Genomic DNA, 23,279 nt, shown 5'->3' on the forward strand with positions numbered 1-23,279 from the left:
ATCAGGCTCTCGCTTTGAAGGGGTGGTGGTGGTCTTGGTTGAGACGCGCGCGCAGCAGCTTCTCGTAATCTTCGGCGCCGGGCAGCAGGTCGGGACGGTGCTCGCTCAGCTTGGACTCCATCCAGGCGCAGGCGTCCTCCGCCGTCTGAATGGCGCCTTCGATGTCTTCCAACTGCTGTTTCAAGGCCGCGATCTGGGCGCGGTGACGCCGCAGGGCCACGGCCATCTGGTGGACGTTGTGATCCTTGCGGTCGTACAGATCCAGCATCTCCTGGATCTCCTGCAGGGTGAAGCCGATGCGGCGTCCCCGCAGGATCAGCTTCAGACGTGCGCGGTCGCGGGCGTCATAAACGCGGGTCTGACCCTTGCGCGCAGGGGTCAGCAGACCCTTGTCCTCATAGAAACGCAGCGCCCGCGCCGTGGCGTCGAACTCGCGGCACAGCTGGCGAATGGAATAGGTGCGATGGTCGTCGGCGGTGGCCATGAAGGCACCATAACTTGACGTGCGCGTAAAGGAAAGAGTTTACGTGCGCGTAAGGGTAAGCTTTTCGTCGCCACCCCTCCCTCGCGGCGCGCCAGGCAAAGAAAAGCCCGGAGCCTGGGGAAGGCTCCGGGCGCGACACACCGGGGCGGAGGGGGAGAGGCCCCGGCGATCGATCCTGTTTCAGGCGCGCCGCCGTCCCAAGAGGACGGGAACGGTGAGCGCCAGGAGAATGAGGTTCACCACCGCCAGGCCGATGTCGCGGCTCAGGGCGTGGACCATCAGCATGGTCGCCTCCATCACGATCAGTCCGGCCGAGGCGCTCAGCAACAGAGGGCGACCCACGCGCCAGGAGATCAGCGGCGCCAGAACGCTCAGGCCCAGCGCCATCTCCACCAAGCCCAGTCCACGCACCATGTTTTCCGGCGCGACCGCAGGCCAGCCCATCAGGGCGATCAGATTGGTCATCGGCTCGGTCAGCTTGGCGTAACCGGCGGCGATGAAGAACATCGCGATCCAGCCCTGGAAGGTCCACAGTGTTACGTTCTTGTAGACGGAGCGGGTGCGCGACTGGGCGACGGGCAGAGTGGTGGAGGTCATCGGGGAGCGCCTGATTGGTAACAGTTGCGAGATCGGATCGAGCAACTCCGTTCGCAAGGGGTATGTAGCGCAGCCGATGCATTTTGTCATCGCCGGATGACATCAGTTGATGACATCGGCTGATGACTTATTGTTTCTGTGACATCCACGCTACAGGCGACCCGTCGCCCTTCCCTGAGGATCACCCCTCTTCCGACTGAGGTCCCGGCGTCTGGACGATCAGATCGCCCGGCTGGCAGTCCAGCTCTCTACAAAGGGCGTCCAGGGTGGAGAAGCGCACGGCGCGGGCCTTGCCGGTCTTCAGGATCGACAGATTGGCCATCGTCACCCCGACGCGGTCGGACAGTTCGGTCAAGGACATGCGGCGCTCCAGCAGCAGCCGGTCCAGTTGGATCATGATCATGGCGCGCCTCAGACCGTCGCCAGCTGTTCGTCGCGCATGGCCGAGCCCTGGCGAAACACCTCGGCCAGGATGAAGACGACCAGAATGCCCAGCCACGATCCTAGGCTGAAGTCATAGTCGGAAACCGACTCCCCCATGACGTGCGGCGCCACAAGAGCCAGCATCAAGGCGGTGAGCTGGATACCCATCAGGCCCAGCCCCACGCCCTGCAGCCGCTTGACGTTGGCGAACTCGAAGGCGTCGCCCTGATTGACCGAAAGCAGGATGCGGCGCAGTCGGTTGATGATCCACCAAGTGAAGCCGCAGGCCAGGAAGGCGCCGAGCAGGGTCAACCGCTCCGGCCAGTGCAGGTCGCGCGCGTCGCTGCTGTCGAGGTCCCTCATTCCGTCGACGAACCCCGCAGCAAAATCGGGCGATATGATGCTGGCGGCCAAGCAGATCGCCATGATCCCGGTGGCCAGCATGACGAAGACGTTGGCGAACCCCAGGCACCAGCGCAGGGCGCTTGAGATAGAGTATTTTCCGATCAGTCTCATGTCGAACAGCCCTTCCTTCGGCGCGCCCTCCGCAGCGCCTTAGTGACTATCGATATGGTTTCATCGATAAACAGGCAAGAAAATTATCGATAAACGAGATGACGATTTTGTAAGGTTCTGCATCAAGCGGTGAAGGCCCAGGCGAGGCGCGCCGCCTCCAGCCGGGCCAGCTTGGCCCGGAAGGGCGCCCAGTCGTCGGCGGCGTCGATGGCGGCCCAGATCGCCTCGACCTCGTCGATCAGCATTTCTTCGGGCTCGCGCGCGGCGAACATCGGATGCTCCAGCCGTTCGATCCGGTCGGGCTCGTGCTCCATCAGGGCGAAGCGGAAGGCGTCGAAGGCCTCGCCCTGATAGAGTTTCGCGCGCGGTCCCGACAAGGCGCGCCCGGCCGAGGCGAAGCCGCCGAACCAGTCGAAGAACAGCGGCTCCCAGCGAAGCCCCTCCCCGCCTTCGCGCAGCAGGGCCAGGGCCGTGTCGACCAGCCGTTGGTCCGCCGCCTCCCCCAGGCTCAGCACGCCGAACCGCATGAGAAAGGCCGCACGCAATTCGCGGATATAGGCTGGGCCGAAGCCGTTCAAGGCGTCGGTCAGGGGCTCGACCTCGGCGACCAGCTTCAGGCATCCGGCCAACTGGGTCAGGTTCCAGAACACCGCCTCCGGCTGGCGGGCGAAGGCGTAAAGGCCGGTCTGGTCGAAATAGGCGGCGGTGAAGCCCGGCTGATAGGACGGCAGGAAGCGCCAGGGGCCATAGTCGAAACTCTCGCCCGTGACGTTCAGATTGTCGGTGTTGAGCACCCCGTGGACGAAACCCGCCGCGATCCAGCGCGCGGTCAGTCTGGCCGAGGCCTCGACGACGGCGCGCAGCAGGCCGGGCGCGTCCCCCGCCGCGACCTGTGGGTGATACAGGCTGCGGACGTGCTCGATCAGCGCTTCGATCTGATCGACCCGCCCCAGATAGGCCGCCCGCTGGAAGGTGCCGAACCGGATATGGGAATGGGACAGGCGCGCCAGGACGGCCGAACGGGTCGGCGACGGCTCGTCGCCCCGCTCCAGCGCCTCGCCGGTCTCGATCAAGGAGAAGGCGCGGCTGGTCGGAACCCCCAGGGCCTCCAGCATCGCGGCCGCCAGAACTTCGCGCACCCCGCCTTTCAAGGTCAACCGACCGTCGCCGCCGCGCGACCAGGGCGTCTGGCCCGATCCCTTGGTCCCCAGATCCAGCAGCCGAGGCCGCGCGCCGCGCCGCGCGGCCGTCGCCTGCGGCGTCTCCCACATCTGGGCCGCCAGAAAGCCGCGCCCGTCGCCCAGGTCGGGGTTGTAGTGACGGAACTGATGGCCGTGATAGCGCATCGCCAACGGCCCCGGCTGGCCCGGCAGGGGTTCGAACCGGCCGAAGGCGGCGATCCATTCGGCCTCGCTCAGCCCGTCCAGCCCCACCTCGGCGGCGGCGCGCTGATTGCGGAAACGCAAATCGGCCTTGGGAAAGCGCGCGGCCTCCACAGCGTCGGCGAAGTCCGGCCCCAGATCGAAGAAGACGGGAGCGGGGCGGTAGTCGGCGTGGACGGGCATGGCGGTCAGTTGCGCCCGCCTGGACGCTTTCGCAAGGCGCGGACTCGTCGCTGATCGGCTGAAGACTGACCTAGCGTCAAAATTTTCTGTCTCTTCCGTGTCACAGAAGGGCCGAACTAGGGCGAAAAATGGTCGCGGGTATCAGCGCTCGCTTGTCGTTCGGCGGGAAGCAGGCTTAGCCTCACCTTACTGAACGCGCCTCCACGCAGAGGCGCGTCGATTGGGAAATAGGAAACGCTTCGGTCGCCCCGCGACCGAGCTTCAGAGCCGGGAGGACGCTTCGTTGCGCCACACTAACCGCTACCTCAGAACCACCGTGTCCGCCGCCGTGGTCGGCGCCGCCGCCTTCGGCTTCGCCGGCATGGCCGCCGCCCAAGAGGCGCCGGCGACCGTGGATGACATCATCGTCACCGCCCAGAAGCGCGAACAGAGCCTGCAGGACGTGCCGATCGTGGTCACCACCCTGTCGCAGGAGGTGCTGGACGGCGCGGGCGTGCAGGACATCAAGGATCTGCAGATCCTGACCCCCGGCATGACCGTCACCTCGACCCAGTCGGAAGCCTCGACCACCGTCCGTATCCGCGGCGCCGGCACCGTGGGCGACAACCCGGGCCTGGAAAGCTCGGTCGGCGTGGTCATCGACGGCGTCTATCGTTCGCGCAACTCGGTCGGCTTCGGCGACCTGGGCGAACTGAGCCGGATCGAGGTTCTGAAGGGGCCGCAAGGCACCCTGTTCGGCAAGAACACCTCGGCCGGCGTCATCAACATCATCACAGAGCGCCCGTCGTTCGACCCGTCGATCTCGGCCGAACTGACCGCCGGCAACTACGGCGCCGTCGGCGGCTCCGTCTCGGTGACCGGCGGCCTGACCGATCAGATCGCCGGCCGCCTGTTCGTCGCCCATCGCGAGCGCGACGGCTTCTATGACGTCAATCTGGGCGACGGCCCCCGCACCCTGACGGAAGACAACACCCAGGATTATTGGACCGGCCGCGGCCAGTTGCTGATCCTGCCCAGCGACGAGGTGTCGATCCGCCTGATCGCCGACTACACCAAGCGCGACGAATACTGCTGCGCCGCCGTTCAGACCCGCGTCGGCCCGACCCAGGCCTTCATCGCCGCCCTGACGGCGCCGAACGGCCCCGGCCAGCGTCCGCCGGTCGCCGGCTACGGCACGGTGCCCTTCAGCCGCACCGCCTATTCGAACCGCGAGACCCCGCAAGAGATTGAGGACATGGGTCTGTCGGCGGAGGCCACCATCGACCTGCCCAGCCTGAACGCCACCCTGACGTCCCAGACCTCGTGGCGCGACTGGTCGTTCCAGCAGGGCATGGACCTGGACTACACCGGCGCCGACATCCTGTACCGCGCCAATGACGGCTCCAACGGCTATGGGGTCGGCAACCTGACCCAGGAACTGCGCCTGGCCGGGACGACGGACAAGTTCGACTGGCTGGTCGGCCTGTTCGCCACCAAGGAAGAGGTCTATCGCGACGACAGCTATGTCTACGGCGCCGACTACAACGCCTTCGCCTCCCTGCTGCTGACGGCCTCCCTGCCGGCGACGGTGGGCGGCCCGAGCCCCAGCCGCCTGGGCTGTTTCACCAATCCCCAGGGCTTCCTGGTCGGCACCGCCGGTCCGGCCGCCGGACAGCCGCTCTGCGTGATCGGCGCCGTGCCACCCAGCGCCGCCGCCCCGACCTTCGGCACGGGCAAGGCCTATGAGGACCACTATTCCCAGAAGTCCGAATCGGTCGCCGTATTCACCAACAACACCTATCGGGTGACGGAGGCGTTCGAGATCAACCTGGGTCTGCGCTACACCTATGACAGCAAGCGTCTGCTGGGCCTGCAGGACAATCTGGGGACCAACGGCGCGGCCTGCGGCGGCGCCCTGGCGAACCAGAACCCGGCCAATCGCGCGGTCTCGCCCATCCCCGGCACGGCCAATGTCGCCACCCCAGCGGCGGCGCTGGGCCTTCTGTGCCTGCCCTGGTCCAACCCGCAGTACGACAACCGCCGCATCCAGGAGAAGTTCAGCGACACCGACCTGAGCGGTACCCTGAAGGCCTCCTACCGCCTGAATCCCTCGGTCATGGGCTATGTCTCCTACGCCCGCGGCTACAAGGGCGCCGGCTATAATATGGACCGGGTGCAGACGGGGGTGACGCCGGACGCCTCGCTCTTCTTCGACGCCGAAACGGTCGACAGCTATGAGGCCGGTCTGAAGACGACCCTGTTCAACCGCACCATGCTGTTGAACATCACCTACTTCGACCAAAAGTTCGAAAACTTCCAGCTGAACACCTTCCTGGGCACCGCCTTCGTGGTGGAATCGATCCCTGAACTGACCTCGCGCGGCGTCGACGCCGACATGGTCTGGTTCACCCCGATCGAGGGCCTGTCCTTCCAGGGCGGCGTCACCTACACCGACGCCAAGTACGGGGACTTCACGGCGGCGGACCTGTCGAACCCGGCGCGTTTCGCCCAGCTCTCGCTGCTGCCGGGCGCCCGCGCCTCCTTCGCCCCGGAATGGTCGCTGACCGGCGCCCTGGCCTTCGATCGCTCGCTGGGCGGCGGCCTGCGCGGCGGCTTCAACCTGTCGGCCAAATACTCGACCGAGTACAACACCGGTTCGGACCTGCTGCCGTACAAGAACCAGGAGGCCTTCACCGTCGTGAACGGCCGCATCTCGATCGGTTCGGAAGACGAGCGCTGGACCGTGGATGTCTGGGGTCAGAACCTGCTGCAGGAAGAATACACCCAGGTGGCTTTCGCCGCCCCGCTGCAGGGCACGGCCTTCACCAACACCACCACGCCCCAGCCGGACGGCACCTACTACAACATCGCCACCGACACCGCGACCTACAACGCCTATCTGGGCGCCCCGCGCACCTGGGGCGTGACGCTGAAGGTCAAATACTGATCGTCTGAACCGCCGCGGCCCCAAGGGCTGACAGGGCGGAACGACGAAGGGCCGACCGGGAAACCGGCCGGCCCTTTTTCTTTGCAGGGGGACGGGATGGCGGCGGAGGCGGCCGCCGCCCTTCGACCGGAAGGCGCTTACTCCCCTTCCGTCGTCCTCGGCTTGACCCCATCATCCTCGGGCTTGACCCGAGGATCGAGGGGGCCGCCGCTTGTGCGAGACCCCCGACGCAGCGCCCGATCCGGGCCCGATCCTCGGGTCAAGCCCGAGGATGACGGGGGGGCGGCCGAGGCTATGCCTGCCGCCCCGCGAGCGGGGAAGGTCGGGTTTAGGAGCCGGCGGCAATTTCGCAGTCCGACCCATTGCGGACCTTAGCGCGGCTCCCTCTGCAACCGGCGCGCCAACTCAAACGCTTCATTTAGTAAGCGATGTAGCTCGTTGTTTTCGTGGTCCAGCAAAACGTCGTCGCGATGCAGGACGACGTCGTTAAGCGACCCCATGCCACCAAACAGGCCGAGGAAACGGTCAAGGCCGTAGAAGTCAGACTGCTCAACTATGTCCGCACATCGGGCCACTTGCTCTGCCCAATGAGCCGAATTTCCATCACGGAGGTGTCGTTCAACTGCCCGCATCAAAGCGGCAAGCTGCGCAACGTCATGATGCAGCTTGTTGGGCTTTCGCCTAAACCACCCGAACATGAGCCCCCCTCGATCCAGACCAGAGAGGCTACCGGAAGCAGGGTCCGCTTCCCACCCATAGCGGACGTTCGCCGATTCCGCATCCGGTTAGCCGCCTCCCGCCACGCCAGCCCTTCACCATCGCCAGAAGAAGATCCGGCCGGAGAATCTCTCCGGCCGGGCCTCATCGTCTCACGAGGAACGCGGATCAGCCGATCCGATCCTCCACAGCCGGCTCCTCATGCCCGTGCTGCCCGTGGGTCAGACGGCTCAACCGGCTTTCCATGCGACGCTTCAGGCCGTCGATCAGGCTGAAGACCACCGGCACGAACATCAGCGACAGGGCGGTGGAGGTGATCAGCCCGCCGATCACGGCGATGGCCATGGGCGAGCGGAAGGCGGTGCCCTCGCCGAAGGCGGCGGCGATCGGCAGCATGCCAAGGCCCATGGCCATCGTCGTCATGATGATGGGCCGCGCCCGTTTGTGGGCGGCGTCCATCAGGGCGTCGTGGCGGTTCATCCCCTTCTCCATCGCCATGATGGCGTAATCGACCAGCAGGATGGAGTTCTTGGCCGCGATCCCGGTCAGCATGATGATGCCGATCAGGGCCGGCATCGACAGCGACTTGCCCGTCACCAGCAGCAGGAAGAAGGCGCCGCCGAACGACACCGGTAGCGCCGCCAGGATGGTGATCGGGTGGAAGAAGCTTTTGAACAGCAGGACCAGTACGACATACATCAGCAGGATGCCTGTGATGATGGCGAAGGCGAAGCCCGCGCCCAGCTCCTGGAAGCTTTCGGCGTCGCCCGACGGCTGTTGGCTGACGCCCTGGGGCAGGCTCTTGATCGAAGGCAGGGCGTTCACCGCCTCGGTCGCCTGGCTGAGCGTCAGGCCGCTCAGCTCGGCGGTGATGTTGGCGACGCGCAGTCGGTCCAGACGGTTGATCTGGTTCGGCCCGGCGCCGAAGGTGATGTCGGCCACCGCCGACAGGGGCACGGTGGCGCCCGAGGCGGTGGGCACGCGCAGAGTCTCCAGCACCCCCAGGTCCGAGCGGGCGTCCTCCTTCAGCATGACGCGGATCGGCACCTGACGGTCGCCCAGGTTGAACTTGGCCAGCAGCTGATCGGCGTCGCCCAGGGTGGCGACGCGCGCCACCTGGCTGATGTCCTGGGTGGACACCCCTTGCAGGGCGGCGACGTCCGCGCGCGGCGTGACCAGGATTTCGGGCCGCACGAGCGAGGCGGAGGAGACGACGTTCGACAGGCCGGAGATGTTGCGCATCTCCCGCTCTACCTTGGCGGCCGCCGGCTCGAGGACGTCGGGATCGTCGCCGACCAGGGCGATGGTCAGCAGGCTGGAGCCCCCGCCCCCGCCCGAAGAGCCGAACTGGACGCGGGCGCCCGGCACCTGACGCAGGGTTGGCCCCATGTCGCGCTCAAACGCCTGTTGGCTCAGCTTGCGGTCCCAGCGTCCGACCAGATTGACGGTCAGATTGGCGCTGCGCACCTCGCCCGATGATCCGCCGCCGCCGGGCCCGAAGCTGGTGGTGGCCGAGCCGATCGAGGAATAGACCGACTCGACCTCCGGCCGCTTCATCAGTTCGCGATTGATCCGCTGCACGGCCGCATCCGTCTCGGACAGGGTCGTGCCGGGCGGGAACTGAACCGTCACGGTGGAGCGCGAAATATCCTCGACCGGAATGAACTCGCCCGGCAAGCGGCTGGCCATGAAGATGGACAGGAAGAAGAACAGCACGCCCATTCCCAGCACCCAGACGCGGTGATCGAACACCCGGTCCGCCACCTTGCGGCGGAACCAGCCGGCCTGCGGATGATGCTCGGCCCGGCGTTTGCGCCAGTCGTCGCCGAGCGCCCAGTTCAGGGCCTTCAGATAGGGGGCCATCCAGAAGGGATCGCCGTGCTCCTTGCCCTGGTCGCGCTTCAGCAGATAGGCCCCCATCAAGGGCGTCAGGGTCCGCGCGACCAGCAGGGAGAAGAGCACGCTGACGCAGGTGGCGATGGCGAAGCTCTTGAAGAACTGACCCACGATGCCCGGCATGAAGCCGGTCGGGGCGAACACCGCCACCAGGGTCGCCGTGGTCGCCATGACCGCCAGGCCGATCTCGTCCGCCGCCTCGATCGCCGCCGGATAGGGCGGCTTGCCGTCGCGGATGTGTCGGACGATGTTCTCGATCTCCACGATGGCGTCATCGACCAGGATGCCGATCGTCAGGGACAGGGCCAGCAGGGTCACCACGTTCAGCGACTGGTTGGTCAGGTCCATGACCCAGAAGGTCGGGATCAGCGACAGCGGCATGGCGACCGCCGCAATCAGGGTCGCCCGCCAGTCCCGCAGGAAGATGAAGACCACGGCGATGGCCAGAAGCGCGCCCAGCACCAGGGTCTCGACCGAGGCGTGGAAGTTGTTGACGACGTCTTCGGTGGTGTTGGCGACCTCTTCGAAAGTCACATCCGCACGTTCGGCGTCCAGCTTGGCCAGTTCGGCCTTGACCCGGTCATAGACGTCCACCTCGGAGGAGCCGATGGCGCGCAAGACGCCGAAGCCGACCACCTCCTGGCCGTTGAACCGGGCGCGGCCGCGCGGTTCGGACCATTCGTCAGTGACTTCGCCCAGGTCGCCCAGGCGCACGCTGCGCTCGCCGATGGGGATCAGGGTCTCGCGCAGCTGTTCGACCGATTGGGCCGAGCCCACGGTGCGGATGGCCTGTTCCTCGCCCGCGATCTCGCCGCGGCCGCCGGGCAGGTTGATGTTGGAGGCGCGCAGCTGGTTCGACACCTGGGCCGCCGTGACGCCCGAGGCGGCGAGGCGCGCAGGGTCCAGCTTGATGCGGATCTCCCGGCTGACGCCGCCGTCGCGGCTGATCTGGCTGACGCCGCGCACCGACAACAGGCGTTTGGCCACCGTATTGTCGACGAACCAGCTCAGCTCCTCCGGGCTCATGCCCGGCGCCCGCACCACGAAGTTGGCGAAGGGGATGGCGGTGAACTCGATCCGCTGGACGATCGGCTCCTGAACGTCCGCCGGCAGGTTCTGGCGAATGCCGCTGACGGCGTTGCGCACGTCATTGGTCACCTTCTCCAGGTCCACCCCCAGCTGGAACTCGATCGAGGTGGTCGACACCCCCTCATTGACCACCGAGGTGATGTGTTTGACCGAACCCAGCCCCGCCACGGCGTCCTCGACCAGGCGAGTGACCTGGGTCTCCATCTCCGTTGGGGCCGCGCCGGACTGGACGACGGTGACGGCCACGACCGGCAGGTCGACGTCGGGGAAGTTGTTGGTGCGGAGCTTGAAATAGCTCATCGTCCCCGCGATCGTCAGGACGACGAACAAGAGGACGATCGGAATGGGATTCCGGATCGACCAGGACGAGATGTTCTGAAAACCCATCGGTCCGGTTCCTTAGCGCGCGGCTTGGCCGGCAGGGGCCGGAGCGGCGGCGGCCGGAGCCGCAGTCGCGGGAGCCACCGTCACATGGTCGCCCTCGCCCAGGAAGCCGGCGCCTTGGACCACCACGCGCTGGCCGGCCTGAAGGCCCTGAACGGCCACCTGATCGCCTGTGCGCGCGCCCGTGGTCACGGGAGCGAACCGCACAGCCTCGCCCTGGCCGATCACATAGACGCCCGGCTTGCCTTCGCGATAGACGATCGCCGCCCCTGGCACGACCAGGGCCGGCTGGTCGCCGACGGCGATCTCGGCGCGGGCGAACATGCCCGGACGCAGTTGCGCCGCCGGGGCCAGAGAGATGCGGGCCAGACCCAGGCGGGTGGCGGGATCGACTTGCGGCGTGACGATCCGCACCGTTCCGGTCGTGGGCGCCGCCTCACTGGATGTCACGGTCGCCGACTGACCGGCGCGAACCAGGGCCAGCTCGGTCTCGGGCACCTGGGCGTCCAGCTCCAGCCGACCGTCGCGCACCATGCGGAACAGCTCGGTCCCGGCCGCGATGATCTGGCCCTTGGTCACGCTGCGGCTGGTGATCAGACCGGCGACGGGCGCGCGGATCGTGGATTGGCTGAGGCGGGTCTGGGTTTCCGACAGGGCGGCGCGGGCGGCCGCCAGATTGGCGTTGGAGCTGCGCTGATTGGCCAGGGCCGTGTCCAGGGACGCCTGGCTGAGGAAGCCCCGCTCCTTCAGCCGCTGGGCGCGCGTCAGGGCCGCATCGTCGCGGGCGACGTTGGCCTCGGCCTGCTGCACCTGGGCCTGCTGCTGACGCAGCTGGGCGCGCAGCAGGACGTCGTTCATCTGCACCAGGGGCTGGCCCTGACGGACGTAGGAGCCTTCGTCCACATAGACGGCGACGGCCGTCAGGCCGCCGGTCTCGGCCGCCACCGGCACCTCCTCCCAGGCCGAAACCGAGCCCGAGGCGCTGACGGTGCGGCTGAGGTTGATCGAAGCCACCGTGGCGGCCGTGACGGTCTGGCGCGCGCCGGCGGTCGTGTCGGCCTTCTTCTCCTCGCCTCCCCCGCCGCAACTCGCCAAGAGGGCCGACAGGGCGACGGCGCAGAGGGCGGCAGCGGTTCGGGTCGTCATGGACACGGGGGAGTTCCTCGGTTTCAGGCGAAGCGGATCGCCGGCTCGCGCCGGTCGGGAAGGTGCTTGGCTAATACCCCGTCCGCGCCTCCGCCTCAAACCCGGACGAGCAACATTGCAGAGGTGTAATCTACGACGGGGCGTTCCCGCCGGACCTGGGCGGCTGGTCCAAAAGGAATACGCATGTTAGGGGCGCGCGGATGACGACTCCTCCGATCTCGAACATCCGGAATTTCAGCGTGGTCGCGCACATCGACCACGGCAAGTCCACCCTGTCCGACCGCCTGATCCAGCACACCGGCGGGCTGACCGCGCGCGAGATGTCGGAACAGGTTCTCGACAATATGGAGATCGAGAAGGAGCGGGGCATCACCATCAAGGCCCAGACCGTGCGCCTGACCTACAAGGCCAGGGACGGCGAGGAGTATATCCTGAACCTGATGGACACGCCCGGCCACGTGGACTTCGCCTATGAGGTCTCGCGCAGCCTCGCCGCTTGCGAGGGCTCGCTGCTGGTGGTGGATGCGTCGCAGGGGGTTGAGGCCCAGACCCTGGCGAACGTCTATCAGGCCATCGACAACAATCACGAGATCGTCCCGGTCCTGAACAAGATCGACCTGCCCGCCGCCGAGCCGGAACGGGTCAAGGCCCAGATCGAGGACGTCATCGGCCTGGACGCCTCCGACGCAGTGGAATGTTCGGCCAAGTCGGGCCTGGGCATCGAGGAGGTGCTGGAGGCCATCGTCAACCGCCTGCCGGCGCCCAAGGGCGACCCCGACGCCCCGCTGAAGGCCATGCTGGTCGACGCCTGGTACGACCCCTATCTGGGCGTCGTCGTCCTGGTCCGCGTCTTCGACGGCGTCTTGAAGACCGGCATGCGGGTCAAGATGATGCGCAACGGCTCGACCCACCTGATCGACCGGGTCGGCGTCTTCCTGCCCAAGAACACCCCGGTGGACCAGCTGGGCCCCGGCGAGGTCGGCTTCATCACCGCCCAGATCAAGGAAGTGGCCCACGCCGCCGTCGGCGACACCATCACCGACGAGAAACGCCCCACGGCCGAACCGCTGAAGGGGTTCAAGGAGGTCCAGTCGGTGGTCTTCTGCGGCCTGTTCCCCGTGGACGCCGCCGACTTCGAGGACCTGCGCGCCGCCATCGGCAAGCTGCGGCTGAACGACGCCTCCTTCACCTATGAGATGGAATCCAGCGCCGCCCTGGGCTTCGGCTTCCGCTGCGGCTTCCTGGGTCTGCTGCACTTGGAGATCATCCAGGAGCGGCTGAGCCGCGAGTTCAACCTCGACCTGATCGCCACCGCCCCCTCGGTCGTCTACAAGATCGGCCTGCGCGACGGCTCCGAGATGGACCTGCACAATCCGGCCGACCTGCCCGACGTGATGCAGATCGACACCATAGCCGAACCCTGGATCAAGGCCACCATCCTGACCCCCGACGAATACCTGGGCGGGGTGATCAAACTGTGCCAGGACCGCCGCGGCCAGCAGGTGGAGCTGTCCTATGTCGGCAGCCGCGCCATGGTGGTTTACGAACTGCCGCTGAACGAGGTGGTGTTCGACTTCTACGACCGGCTGAAGTCCATCTCCAAGGGCTACGCCTCGTTCGACTATGAGATCACCGAATACAAGGTCGGCGACCTGGTGAAGATGTCCATCCTGGTCAACGCCGAGCCGGTGGACGCCCTGTCCATGCTGGTCCACCGCCAGCGGGCCGAGACGCGCGGCCGGGGCATGGTCGAGAAGATGAAGGAGCTGATCCCGCCCCATCTGTTCCAGATCCCGATCCAGGCGGCCATCGGCGGCAAGATCATCGCCCGCGAGACCGTGCGCGCCCTGCGCAAGGACGTGACCTCCAAATGCTACGGCGGCGACGCCACCCGCAAGAAGAAGCTGCTGGAGAAGCAGAAGGCCGGCAAGAAGCGCATGCGCCAGTTCGGCAAGGTCGAAATCCCCCAGGAAGCCTTCATCGCCGCCCTGAAGATGGACGAGGATTGATCGCCCCTCAAAACCCCTGGCTCCTCGCAAACCGTTCGGTGTGGAACTGGGCGTCGCCCAGGAGTTCGTTGAGGACGCGGACGCGCTTCATATAGAGGCCGACGTCGAAGGCGTCGGTCATGCCGACGCCGCCGTGCATCTGGACCGCTTCCTGGACCGCCAGTTCGGCGGCGCGGCCGGCCTTGGCCTTGGCGATGGAGGCCGCAAGGTCGGCGTCTTCGCGGCCGGCGTCGATGGCCTGGAGCGCGGCCAGGGTCGCGGCGCGGGCCAGGGCCAGTTCGGTGTAGAGGTGGGCGGCGCGGTGTTGCAGGGACTGGAACTCGCCGATCAGACGGCCGAACTGTTTGCGGGTGCGCAGATACTCCAACGTGATCTTGAAGGCTTGGTCCCCGGCGCCGGTCAGGGTCGCGGCGGCGCAGGCGCGGCCGAGCGCCAGGGCGGGGTTCAGCAGGGCCTCGCCCCCGCCCACGGCGCCGATCACGGCGTCGGCGTCGATTTCGACGTCGGTCAGGGTGACGCGCGCGGCGTTGTGGGCGTCGACCATGACGGTGCGTTCGACCGCGATCCCGTCCGCCTTGGGATCGACCAGGAAGAGGGTGATCCCCTCCTGCGCCCGCGCCGCCACGATCAGGGCGTCGGCGATATGGCCGTCCAGCACCAGGGCCTTGGCGCCGTTCAGGCGAAAACCGTTGCCGGACCGTTCGGCGCGCGCGGCGATGCGGCTGGGGGCGTGTTTGGCCCCCTCGTCGATCGCCAGGGACAGGACGGCCTCGCCGGCCGCGATCCGGGGCAGCCAGGCCTGCTGGGCCTCAGACCCGCCGTCGCTCAGCACCTTTGCCGAGAGGACGGCCGAGCCCATGAAGGGGGACGGGGTCAGGGTGCGGCCCAGACTCTCGGCGATCACCCCCGCCTCGACGGCGCCCAGGCCGAGGCCGCCGTGCGCCTCGGGGATAAGGACGCCGGCGAAGCCCATCTCGCCGAAGCCGCGCCACAGGTCGCGCGACAGGCCGTCCGGGTCGCGCTCGTCACGCAGTTTGCGCAGATGGTCGAGCGGGGCATGTTCGGCCAAGAAGCCGTCGGCGGCGTCCTGGAGCATCGTCTGTTCTTCGGTCAGGATCAGGGGCATTGGGGTCCCTCGTCTTTCTTCATCCTCGGGCTTGACCCGGTTCGTCATCCTCGGGCTTGACCCGAGGATCGGCTGTAGGGCGCGCCGTGCGCCCGGTTCATCGCACCAGCGGCGGTGCCCCCGGTCCTCGGGTCAAGCCCGAGGATGACGAAGGCGCATGGGCTCAGGCGCCCGGCAGTTGCAGCAGGTGTTTGGCGATGATGTTCAGCTGAATCTCGCTGGTCCCGCCCTCGATGGAATTGGCCTTGGTGCGCAGCCAGTCGCGGGCGGCGGCGCCGCCGTGCGAGCCTTCGCCCTCCCATTCCAGGGCGTCGATCCCGCCGGCCGCCATCCGCAGTTCGTGGCGGCGCTTGTTCAGTTCCGAGCCGTAGTATTTCAGCATGGAGGCGATGGCCGGATGGGCCTGTTTGGCCTTCATCTGATCGCCGGCCCGCTCCATCGCCAGGCGGAAGGCGGCGGCGTCGATCTCCAGCTCGGCGATCCGGGCGCGCAGCATGGGGTCGTCCAGCCGGCCTTCGGCGTCGGCGCCGATCGTCTCCAGAGCAGTCTGGGCCAGGGGCCGGCCGGCGCCGACCTCGCCCATGGCGCCGATCATGGTCCGCTCATGGGCCAGAAGATATTTGGCCACGTCCCAGCCGCGGTTCAGCGTGCCGACCAGGTTTTCCTTCTCCACCCGCACATCGTCGAAGAAGGTTTCGCAGAAGGGGGACTTGCCGCTGATCAGGGTGATGGGCCGGGTGGTGACGCCCGGCGTCTTCATGTCGAACAGGACGAAGGAGATGCCCAGATGTTTGGGCGCCTCCGGATCGGTGCGGACCAGGCAGAAGATCCAGTCGGCCTTGTCGGCGTAGGAGGTCCAGATCTTCTGGCCGTTGACGATCCAGTGGTCGCCGCGATCCTCCGCCTTGGTCTGGATCGAGGCCAGGTCGGAGCCGGCGCCGGGCTCGGAATAGCCCTGGCACCAGCGGATTTCGCCGCGCACGATCTCGGGCAGGAACCGCTTCTTCTGTTCCTCGGTCCCGAAGGCCAGAAGCGCCGGGCCCAGCATCCAGACGCCGAAACTGGCCAGGGCCGGCTGGGCCTTGATGCGCCGCAGCTCCGACGCCAGCACCTTGGCCTCTTCGCGGCTTAAGCCCCCGCCGCCGTATTCGCGGGGCCATTCCGGCGCCGTCCAGCCGCGCGCGCCCATCCGCTCCAGCCACAATTTATGCCCCGGCGTGGCGAAGACGGCGTCGCGCCCGCCCCAGATCGTATCCGCCTCGGAGGCCATGGGACCGCGCACCTCGGGCGGGCAATTCTCTTCCAGCCAGGCGCGCGTTTCGGTGCGGAAGGCGTCCAGATCGGTCATGTCGCGTGTTCCCCGCGTTTCCTCTTTGGAGGGGAGGTTAGCAGATGGGTTTCGATTGGCTACGGTCATTTGCGCCCAGGCAACAGCTTGGCCGCCCGCGCGTTGGTGGTCCTGAAACTAAGGGGGCGGCCCAGGGGGCGACCATGACCTATCTGACCCGCGCGGTGTTCGGCGGCGCCAGCCTGCTGCTGCTTTTGGCCGCCACCGCCCTGATCGGCTTCGGCGTCAAGGACGCGCTGGAGACCATTCGCGCGCCCGGCCAGTCGGGGGCCGAGGCGGTGCTGGACGTGCTGGGCTATGTCATCGTCGCCATCGCCGTCTTCGACGTGGCCAAATACATCTTCGAGGACGAGGTGCGGCGCGGCAATGAGCGGCGCAGCGCCGCCGAGGCCCGGCGCAGCCTGACGAAATTCCTGTCCACCATCGTCATCGCCCTGTTTCTGGAGGCCCTGGTGGTGGTGTTCAAGACCGCGCGCGAGGACGTCAGCCAGCTGATCTATCCGACCGCCCTGCTGATCGCGGCCGTCCTGGTGCTGGTGGGCCTGGGCGCCTTCCAGCGGTTCTCGGCCTCGGTCGAGGAAAAGGTCGGCGAGGACGACGAGGCGGAGGAGCGCAGGGACGCCGTCAAGCGAAAGACCGGCGCCGGAAAATCCTAGCCCCCCTTCGGCAGGAAGGGCGAGAAGGTGATGACGGTGAAGGTGTCGCGGACATGCGGTCGGGTCTGGACCTGTTTGGTCACGAAGGTCCCGATGTCGGCGTCGCGCGGCAGGTTGAACTTGGCCAGCAGATCGTGCTGGCCCGAGGTCGAATAGACCTCCGACACGTTCTCCACATGGTCCACGATGTCGGCGGCCACCTCATTGGCGTAGCCCAGCTCGGTTTTGATGAAGACGAAGATGGCGGTCATCATGGCGGGGGCTCTCCTATTGCTGGTCCGCCTCCTAAACGGTTTTGGACGCGGCGTCGAAGACGGCCAGTGAAACAATATGTTCCGCCACAGCGCCCCGAACCGGACCGCGCGGCTTTCGTTTTCTGCGGCGGCTGGGATAAGCAGGGCGCGAAGGCCGGGCGACCGGTTGAGGAAACACAGGCGTTCCGGCGCGGGTCGGACAGGCGGAGATTTGAGACATGGCCCATGATCGCGTCAGCGTGCTGAAGGCGCTTCAGACCCAGGGCGTCTGCCCGGTCTTCTATCATCCCGATCCCGAGGTCAGCCTGAACGTCATCCGCGCCTGTGCGCGCGGCGGGGCGCCGGTGGTGGAGTTCACCAATCGCGGCGACTTCGCCTGCGACCTGTTCGGCGAGATTAATCGCGAACTGATCAAGACCGATCCTTGGGTGGTTCTGGGCATCGGCTCGGTCGTCGACAGCGGCACGGCGGCCCTCTATCTGAACCGGGGCGCGCGTTTCGTGGTCAGCCCCTGCCTGGTCCCCGACGTGGCCAAGGTCTGCAACCGGCGCATGGTGGCCTACTTCCCCGGCTGCGGCTCGGTGACCGACATCGGCGAGGCGCATGAACTGGGCTGCGACATCGTCAAACTGTTCCCTGGTTCGTCGGTCGGCGGGCCGGACTTCGTCAAGGCGGTCAAGGGGCCGATGCCCTGGGTCAAGATCATGCCGACCGGCGGGGTCGATCCCGACGAAGCCTCAATCGCCAAATGGTTCGGCGCCGGAATCGTGGCGGCGGGCATGGGATCCAAACTGGTGACGGACGCGGCGGTGAAGGCCGGCGATTGGGCCGCCATCGAGAGCTCGGTGCGCGAGGCGGTTCAGGCTGTCGCCGCCTTCCGCGCCTCCAAGGCCTGAGGTCAGCGAGGGACGTCGCCGGCTTCGGGCGGCGGCGGCCCCTCGCCGGCCGGGCGATCGGCCCGGCCCGCGCCTGGTCCCTTCCGCGCCAGTATGTCGGCCATGATGCGGCGGTCCTCGACGTCCAGGGCGCCCAGAATGGCGATGGCGCCGCCTTCCAGGCGGGCGCGGCCGCGCATTTCGGCGGCGCGGGAGTCATTCAGCAGGGCCTGGACCCGCTCGGGATTCATCTGCGGTTGGCGCGCGGCCTCGACCGCCTGACGGCGGGCCTCGCGCGCGGCCTCGAAATCGGGACGGGCCGACAGGGCGACGGCGCGCATGCGGGCGCGCACCTCGCGTCGGGTTTCGGGGCTCAGCTCCGCCACCAGGGCGCGAAAGCCGCCGGCGCGACCGGGCTGGCGCTGTTCGGCGACGTGCTGGTCCACCTTGGCCCGGCTGACGGCGAAGGCGACCCCGCCGGCCAGGGCGAACAGGTTCAGGGCCACAGAGACCGCCAGGGCGATTTTCAGCCCGCGTCCGCTCATCGAAGAACCTCCGTATCGTCCACCCCGGTCAGGCTGGATTGATAAAGCACCGCATCAGCCCGCTCGTTGGCGGTCAGTTCGCTGGTCAGGCCGACCCCCGCCACAACCCCGGCGCAGGCCGCCGCCGCCCAGCCGGCGCCCAGATAGAAGGCGAGCCGGTCCAGATGGAAACGACGGCTTCTGGCCTTGGGCGCGGCGGCGAGAACCCGCGCGGTCAGGACGGCCGAGGGCGCCGGCGCCGGCGCGGCGTCCAGCAGGGCGTCCAGCGCCGCCGCCTCGTCGAGCACCGCCTTCAGCGACGGATCAGCCGCGATCAGGCTTTCGGCGAAGGCGCGTTCGGACGCCGGCCATCGACGCAGGTCGGCGCCGTAAGCCTCCGCCAGGGCGTGCAACCGTTGCGCCTTCATCTCGCCTCTCCTCTCAGCGCCGCAGCCGGGGCGCGGGGCGCCAGGTCCGACAAGGACTGACGCAATGCGCGGCGACCGCGCGACAACAGACTTTCCAGCGCCTCGACGCTGATCTCCATCAGGGCGGCCGCCTCGATATTGGACAGTTCCTGATAATGACACAGGACCACCGCCTCGCGCTGCCGATCCGGCAGGCGGCTCAACGCCTGTCCGACCCGCAAGCCCGTTTCGGCCGCCATCAGACCCCGATCCGGGGCCGGTCCCTCGTCGGGACGGTCGGGGGGCGTGTGCGTCGGAATCTCGCGACGACGCCGCAGCCGATCGTAACAGAGGTTCAGCGCCACCCGGTGCAGCCAGGTGTCGAACCGCGCCTGGCCCGGCGTCCACCGGGGCGCCTGTTTCCACGCCTTAAACATCGTTTCCTGAGCCACGTCCTCGGCCTCGACCGCATCGCCCAGCATCCGCTGCGCCAAGGCCAGGATGCGCGGCAGTTTGCGCGCGACGAGCGCCTGGGCCGCCGCCGGATCGCCCTGACCCACGCGGCGCACCAGATCCTCGTCGGGGTCGATGATCGCGACCAAGCCTGCCTCTTTCGATCCGGACGAAAGGGACCGATTCGCGCGCGACGGCCGACCCCGACACTGTTCTTACGCCGAACCGGCCGGCGGGGAAGCCGGTTGTTGCGCGGAGCGGGCCTGACGCCGTTCGGCGCGGTGGGCCTGGGCGGCCGCACGGCGTTCCTCGGGGGTGACGACGCCGTCGTGATCGGCGTCCATCGTGTCGAACCGTTCGCCCAGTTTGGCGGCGACGTCCGAAATCGTCACCGGACCGGCCTGGCGATGGGCGCCGTCCTTGCCGCGACGAGGTCCGTCGCCGCGACCCGCCCGTTCGCGACGACCGCCGGCCTCGCCACGCGCCGCGCGGGCGGCCTCGAACTCTGCGCGGCTGATCGCCCCGTCGCCGTTCGCATCCAGCTTGGCGAAGCGCGAATCCGCGTGCCGGGCGCGCCGGGCCTGAACGGCGGCCTCGCGCTCGGCGACGCTGACCACGCCGTCACGATCGGCGTCCAAGGCGGTCAGACGTGCGATGTGCTGATCCACGAATTCGGCCCGCGTCACCGGACCGGCGCGACGGGCTTCACCGCGTCGATGATGGGGGCGTTCGGCTTGGGGTCCCGAATGCGCCGCCGTCGGCGCAGCGGCCGGGGGCGGCGTCTGGGCCGTGGCGGCGCCGGCCAGGCCCGCCAAGGCGATGACGCCGAGGCCGGTCAGCAAGGTTGTTCTCATCTCGATCTTCTCCTGGGCCGTGGCAAGCACGGCCTTTTCGTCGCCCCGTCAGGAGGTTGAACGCGGGTCCGGCGATTCTCCGTCGCGACCGGCCGGAACCGCCTGCTCGAAGGCCCGACGCGCCTGGGCGCGCAGGTCCGTCAGCCGGGTCTTCAGGCTCTCGAAGTCGAGCGCCCCCGCCGCCTCGGCCAGCCGCTGCTGAAAGACCGCCGGTTCGGCCTCGGGATCGACCCGGCCTTCGAAGGCGGCGGCCAGGAGCTGGGCCAGTCGCTGCTGGATGCGCCAGGCCTCGGCCAGGATCGGGTCCTGCCCGAGGGCCTGAAGCGTCGACAGGGTCAAGGGCTCGCCCGCCGCCGCAGCCTGAAGCTGGCGGTACTGGGCGGCGAACTCGGCGTCCACCTGGCCGCCGGGCGACAGTTTCAGATCCCAGAAGCCGTGCGGACGGCGTTCCCGGTCCATCAGGGCGCGCATCCGGCGCACATCCGCCGCCACATCGACGCCCGGCCGGGGCCGCCGCAGCGCCGCCTCGATCCCCGCCGACACCCGCTCGGCGAAGGCCGGGTCGCTGGCCCAGACCACGCGCGCGCGGGTCAGGACCATGAACTCCCAGGTCTCGGCCTCGGCGGCGTAATAGTCGTCGAAGGCGGACAGCCGCACCGAGACCGGGCCCTTGGACCCGGTGGGCCGCAACCGCATGTCCACCTCATACAGGCCGCCCTCGGCCGTATGGGCCGACAGGGCGGCGATGAGCCGCTGGGTGAAACGGGCGTAGAAGACGTCGGCGGTCCAGCCCTTGACCTCGGACACGGCCTCGGGCGGGGCGTCATAGAGGGTCATCAGGTCCAGGTCCGACCCGGCCGTCATCTCGCGCGACCCGGCCTTGCCCAGGGCCACCACGGCGACCGCGCCGGGAAAGGCGCCGCCCAACCGTTCCGCCTCGACCAGGGCGGCAGGGGCCAGGATGCGCATGGCGGCGTCGGCCAGATCGGCATAGGCCCGGCCGGCGGCCTCGGGCCCCGCGCGCCCGGTCATGGCGTGCAGGCCGATGCGGAACATCTGTTCGCGGTGCAGACGCCGCACGGCGTTCATCGCCCCTTCGAAATCCTCCGCCTCGCCGGCCTCGCGCAGCATCTGTTCGCCCAGGCCGGTATCGTCGGACAGGTCGGCCAGAAAGCGGGCGTCCAGAATCCCGTCCAGGGCCGCCGGCTGACGGCCCAGGGTGCGGGCCAGGCGCGGCGCGAAGGCCATGACCCCCAGCACCATTTCGAACAATTTGGGCTGGTTCAGGAACAGGGCCTGAACCTGAACTCCGGCGGCCAGGCCCGAAAAGAAGACGGCGAACCGGCGAAAGGCCTCGTCCGGCGCGCCCGTGCGCGCCAGGGCCTCCAGCAGGCGCGGCGCCAGGCGGGTGAACAGTTCGCGGCCCCGCTCGGTCCGGGTCGCGGGAATGCGGCCGTGGTGCCAGGACCGGATGGTGTCGGCGACCGAGGCCGCCTCGGAAAAGCCCATGCGGCCCAGGGTCAGAAGGGTCTCGGGATCGTTCTCCACCCCGGTGAAGACCAGGCTGCCGTAGCTGGAGTCCAGATCTTCACCGCCTTCGAACAGTTCGCCGTAGCGGGCGTTGACCCGCGCCAGCAGCGCTTCGACATGGGCGTCGAAGGCGGCCAGATCGGCCCAGCCGGCCAGGGCGGCGACGGCGGCGCGCGCCTGGGCGCTCTCGGGCAGTCGGTGGGTCTGTTCGTCGTCCAGCATCTGGACCCGGTGTTCCAGCCCGCGCAGTTCGACATAGGCCGCCGACATCTCCTCGGCGACCGCGGTTGGAATGTGATCGGCGCCGGCCAAGGCGGTCAGGGCGTCGAGGGTGCGCGGCGCCCTCAGGTCCGGGTCGCGTCCCGCCAGTATCAGCTGCTGGGTCTGGGCGTAGAATTCGATCTCGCGAATGCCGCCCCGGCCCAGTTTCAGATTGGCGCCGGCGGCCTGAAGCCCCTCGCCCGTCTTGTGGACATGGATTTGCTTCTTGATCGACTGGATGTCCAGAACGGCGGCGTAGTCCAGGCTGCGACGCCAGACGAAGGGCCGCAGGGCCTTGACGAAACGGGCGGCCGCGCGGGGATCGCCCAGCACGGGCCGGGCCTTGATGAAGGCCGCCCGTTCCCAGTTCTGGCCGACGCTCTCGTAATAGGCCAGGGCCATGGGGGCGGCGACGACCGGCGGGGTCGAGGACGGATCGGGCCGCAGCCGCAGATCGACGCGGAAGACATAGCCGTCGGCCGTGCGTTCGCTCAGCAGGCCGGCGATCCCCTTGCCGACGCGATTGGCGAAGTCCTGCATCTCCTCGCCCTCGCGCAGGGCCAGGCCCATCAGGCGCGGCTCGAAAAAGAGGGAGATGTCGATGTCGGACGAATAGTTCAGCTCGTGCGCGCCATGTTTGCCCATCGCCAGGCCGAACAGGCCGGGGATGGGGCCGCGCGGATCGTCGGGCGGCGAGACCAGCCGCCCCCGCGCCCGCTGCTCGGCGGCGACGGCGCGCAGGGCGGCGCGGCAGGCGGCGTCGGCGAAGCCGGACAGGGCGCCGGTCACCTGATCCAGGTCCCAGACTCCCCCCAGATCGGCCAGCGCCGTCAGCAGGTGCAGATCGGCCTTCAGCACCCGCAGGGGCGCGCGCACATCGTCCGGTTCGGCGTCCAGGGCGTCGGTCTCGGCCAGGATGCGGATCAGGCCCGAGGTCGGGTTGGTCTCCAGCAGGCGGCGCAGATGGGCGGGGCGACGCCGCATCAGGCCGGCGAGATAGGGCGAGGCCCCCGCCACGGACGCCAGGGCCGGCCAGGCCGCGTCCAGAGTGTCGCGCCAGCCGTCGGATGCGGCGGCCTCGAACAGGGTTTCGTGCAGGCGTTCGGCGGCGGCGGGGTCGGCGACGGGACCGGCGGGGACGAGGCTATGCGCCAACGGAACTGAGGTTTTGGTTTCGGGCATCAAATCATCCGCTCATCCCGGCGAAAGCCGGGACCCAGTGCTTTCGCTCGGCAATGC

The 23,279-nt window shown here is 68.2% G+C and carries 20 protein-coding genes; 4 read left to right on the forward strand and 16 right to left on the reverse strand.

Annotated features, from left to right (window positions below; all coding sequences use genetic code 11):
- Window position 1 precedes the first annotated feature (1 nt).
- The 5 genes from ACZ5M6_RS16100 to ACZ5M6_RS16120 all read right to left on the reverse strand — a co-directional run bounded on the left by ACZ5M6_RS16100 (window position 2) and on the right by ACZ5M6_RS16120 (window position 3,585).
- The gene (locus ACZ5M6_RS16100) at window positions 2-484 is read right to left on the reverse strand and encodes a MerR family transcriptional regulator (protein WP_054766660.1); all 483 of its coding nucleotides are present in this window, start codon (window positions 482-484) and stop codon (window positions 2-4) included.
- Window positions 485-664: 180 nt separating this feature from the next.
- Entirely contained in the window at window positions 665-1,081 is a 417-nt protein-coding gene (locus ACZ5M6_RS16105) for a DoxX family protein (RefSeq protein WP_054766661.1), read from the reverse strand.
- A 181-nt stretch (window positions 1,082-1,262) separates the two neighbouring features.
- Window positions 1,263-1,484 carry a helix-turn-helix domain-containing protein gene (locus tag ACZ5M6_RS16110; protein ID WP_152950972.1) on the reverse strand — a complete coding sequence of 74 codons (222 nt, stop codon included), beginning with the start codon at window positions 1,482-1,484 and terminating at the stop codon, window positions 1,263-1,265.
- An 8-nt stretch (window positions 1,485-1,492) separates the two neighbouring features.
- Entirely contained in the window at window positions 1,493-2,020 is a 528-nt protein-coding gene (locus ACZ5M6_RS16115) for a DUF2975 domain-containing protein (RefSeq protein WP_183215101.1), read from the reverse strand.
- Between the two features lie 122 nt (window positions 2,021-2,142).
- On the reverse strand, window positions 2,143-3,585 hold the full coding sequence (locus ACZ5M6_RS16120) for a protein adenylyltransferase SelO family protein (RefSeq protein ID WP_464159120.1): 1,443 nt from the start codon (window positions 3,583-3,585) through the stop codon (window positions 2,143-2,145).
- Between the two features lie 283 nt (window positions 3,586-3,868).
- On the opposite strand from ACZ5M6_RS16120, the gene ACZ5M6_RS16125 reads away from it, so the two are divergent.
- On the forward strand, window positions 3,869-6,511 hold the full coding sequence (locus ACZ5M6_RS16125) for a TonB-dependent receptor (RefSeq protein WP_464159121.1): 2,643 nt from the start codon (window positions 3,869-3,871) through the stop codon (window positions 6,509-6,511).
- A gap of 371 nt (window positions 6,512-6,882) precedes the next feature.
- Here the strand turns inward: ACZ5M6_RS16125 and ACZ5M6_RS16130 are convergent, their stop codons facing one another.
- The 3 genes from ACZ5M6_RS16130 to ACZ5M6_RS16140 form a co-directional block, all read right to left on the reverse strand.
- The gene (locus ACZ5M6_RS16130) at window positions 6,883-7,209 is read right to left on the reverse strand and encodes a DUF6966 domain-containing protein (protein ID WP_464159122.1); all 327 of its coding nucleotides are present in this window, start codon (window positions 7,207-7,209) and stop codon (window positions 6,883-6,885) included.
- A gap of 187 nt (window positions 7,210-7,396) precedes the next feature.
- Window positions 7,397-10,600 (reverse strand): efflux RND transporter permease subunit, encoded by a 3,204-nt coding sequence (locus tag ACZ5M6_RS16135; RefSeq protein ID WP_464159123.1) that lies wholly within the window; start codon window positions 10,598-10,600, stop codon window positions 7,397-7,399.
- A gap of 12 nt (window positions 10,601-10,612) precedes the next feature.
- Window positions 10,613-11,743, reverse strand: coding sequence for an efflux RND transporter periplasmic adaptor subunit (locus tag ACZ5M6_RS16140; RefSeq protein ID WP_464160131.1), 1,131 nt, complete (start codon window positions 11,741-11,743; stop codon window positions 10,613-10,615).
- Window positions 11,744-11,943: 200 nt separating this feature from the next.
- Here ACZ5M6_RS16140 and lepA point away from each other — a divergent pair, with 200 nt between their 5' ends.
- Window positions 11,944-13,752 (forward strand): translation elongation factor 4, encoded by a 1,809-nt coding sequence (gene lepA / locus ACZ5M6_RS16145; protein ID WP_464159124.1) that lies wholly within the window; start codon window positions 11,944-11,946, stop codon window positions 13,750-13,752.
- A gap of 7 nt (window positions 13,753-13,759) precedes the next feature.
- Here lepA and ACZ5M6_RS16150 read toward each other — a convergent pair whose 3' ends face one another.
- On the reverse strand, window positions 13,760-14,878 hold the full coding sequence (locus tag ACZ5M6_RS16150; RefSeq protein ID WP_464159125.1) for an acyl-CoA dehydrogenase family protein: 1,119 nt from the start codon (window positions 14,876-14,878) through the stop codon (window positions 13,760-13,762).
- Window positions 14,879-15,041: 163 nt separating this feature from the next.
- Entirely contained in the window at window positions 15,042-16,226 is a 1,185-nt protein-coding gene (locus ACZ5M6_RS16155) for an acyl-CoA dehydrogenase family protein (protein WP_464159126.1), read from the reverse strand.
- A 143-nt stretch (window positions 16,227-16,369) separates the two neighbouring features.
- Between ACZ5M6_RS16155 and ACZ5M6_RS16160 the strand changes: the two genes are divergently transcribed.
- Window positions 16,370-16,882, forward strand: a complete 513-nt coding sequence (locus tag ACZ5M6_RS16160) for a GNAT family acetyltransferase (RefSeq protein WP_152950977.1) — start codon at window positions 16,370-16,372, stop codon at window positions 16,880-16,882.
- On the opposite strand, the gene ACZ5M6_RS16165 is transcribed toward ACZ5M6_RS16160, so the two are convergent.
- A complete protein-coding gene (locus tag ACZ5M6_RS16165) occupies window positions 16,879-17,136 on the reverse strand; it encodes an Lrp/AsnC ligand binding domain-containing protein (protein WP_152950978.1) in 258 nt (85 codons plus the stop codon). The genes ACZ5M6_RS16160 and ACZ5M6_RS16165 overlap by 4 nt on opposite strands.
- 218 nt (window positions 17,137-17,354) lie before the next feature.
- Here ACZ5M6_RS16165 and ACZ5M6_RS16170 point away from each other — a divergent pair, with 218 nt between their 5' ends.
- A complete protein-coding gene (locus ACZ5M6_RS16170) occupies window positions 17,355-18,032 on the forward strand; it encodes a bifunctional 4-hydroxy-2-oxoglutarate aldolase/2-dehydro-3-deoxy-phosphogluconate aldolase (RefSeq protein WP_054766673.1) in 678 nt (225 codons plus the stop codon).
- 2 nt (window positions 18,033-18,034) lie between these two features.
- On the opposite strand, the gene ACZ5M6_RS16175 is transcribed toward ACZ5M6_RS16170, so the two are convergent.
- The 5 genes from ACZ5M6_RS16175 to ACZ5M6_RS16195 form a co-directional block, all read right to left on the reverse strand.
- Window positions 18,035-18,556: a periplasmic heavy metal sensor gene (locus tag ACZ5M6_RS16175; protein WP_152950979.1), complete on the reverse strand. Its 522-nt coding sequence runs from the start codon at window positions 18,554-18,556 to the stop codon at window positions 18,035-18,037.
- Window positions 18,553-18,963 carry a hypothetical protein gene (locus tag ACZ5M6_RS16180; RefSeq protein WP_054766675.1) on the reverse strand — a complete coding sequence of 137 codons (411 nt, stop codon included), beginning with the start codon at window positions 18,961-18,963 and terminating at the stop codon, window positions 18,553-18,555. Before ACZ5M6_RS16180 ends, ACZ5M6_RS16175 begins: the two co-directional genes overlap by 4 nt.
- A complete protein-coding gene (locus tag ACZ5M6_RS16185) occupies window positions 18,960-19,544 on the reverse strand; it encodes an RNA polymerase sigma factor (protein WP_054766676.1) in 585 nt (194 codons plus the stop codon). Before ACZ5M6_RS16185 ends, ACZ5M6_RS16180 begins: the two co-directional genes overlap by 4 nt.
- A 66-nt stretch (window positions 19,545-19,610) precedes the next feature.
- Window positions 19,611-20,249 (reverse strand): EF-hand domain-containing protein, encoded by a 639-nt coding sequence (locus tag ACZ5M6_RS16190; protein WP_182714961.1) that lies wholly within the window; start codon window positions 20,247-20,249, stop codon window positions 19,611-19,613.
- A gap of 48 nt (window positions 20,250-20,297) precedes the next feature.
- Window positions 20,298-23,222, reverse strand: a complete 2,925-nt coding sequence (locus ACZ5M6_RS16195; protein ID WP_464159127.1) for a bifunctional [glutamine synthetase] adenylyltransferase/[glutamine synthetase]-adenylyl-L-tyrosine phosphorylase — start codon at window positions 23,220-23,222, stop codon at window positions 20,298-20,300.
- Window positions 23,223-23,279: the final 57 nt, after the last annotated feature.

This window comes from Brevundimonas sp. Br13 (assembly GCF_055391505.1).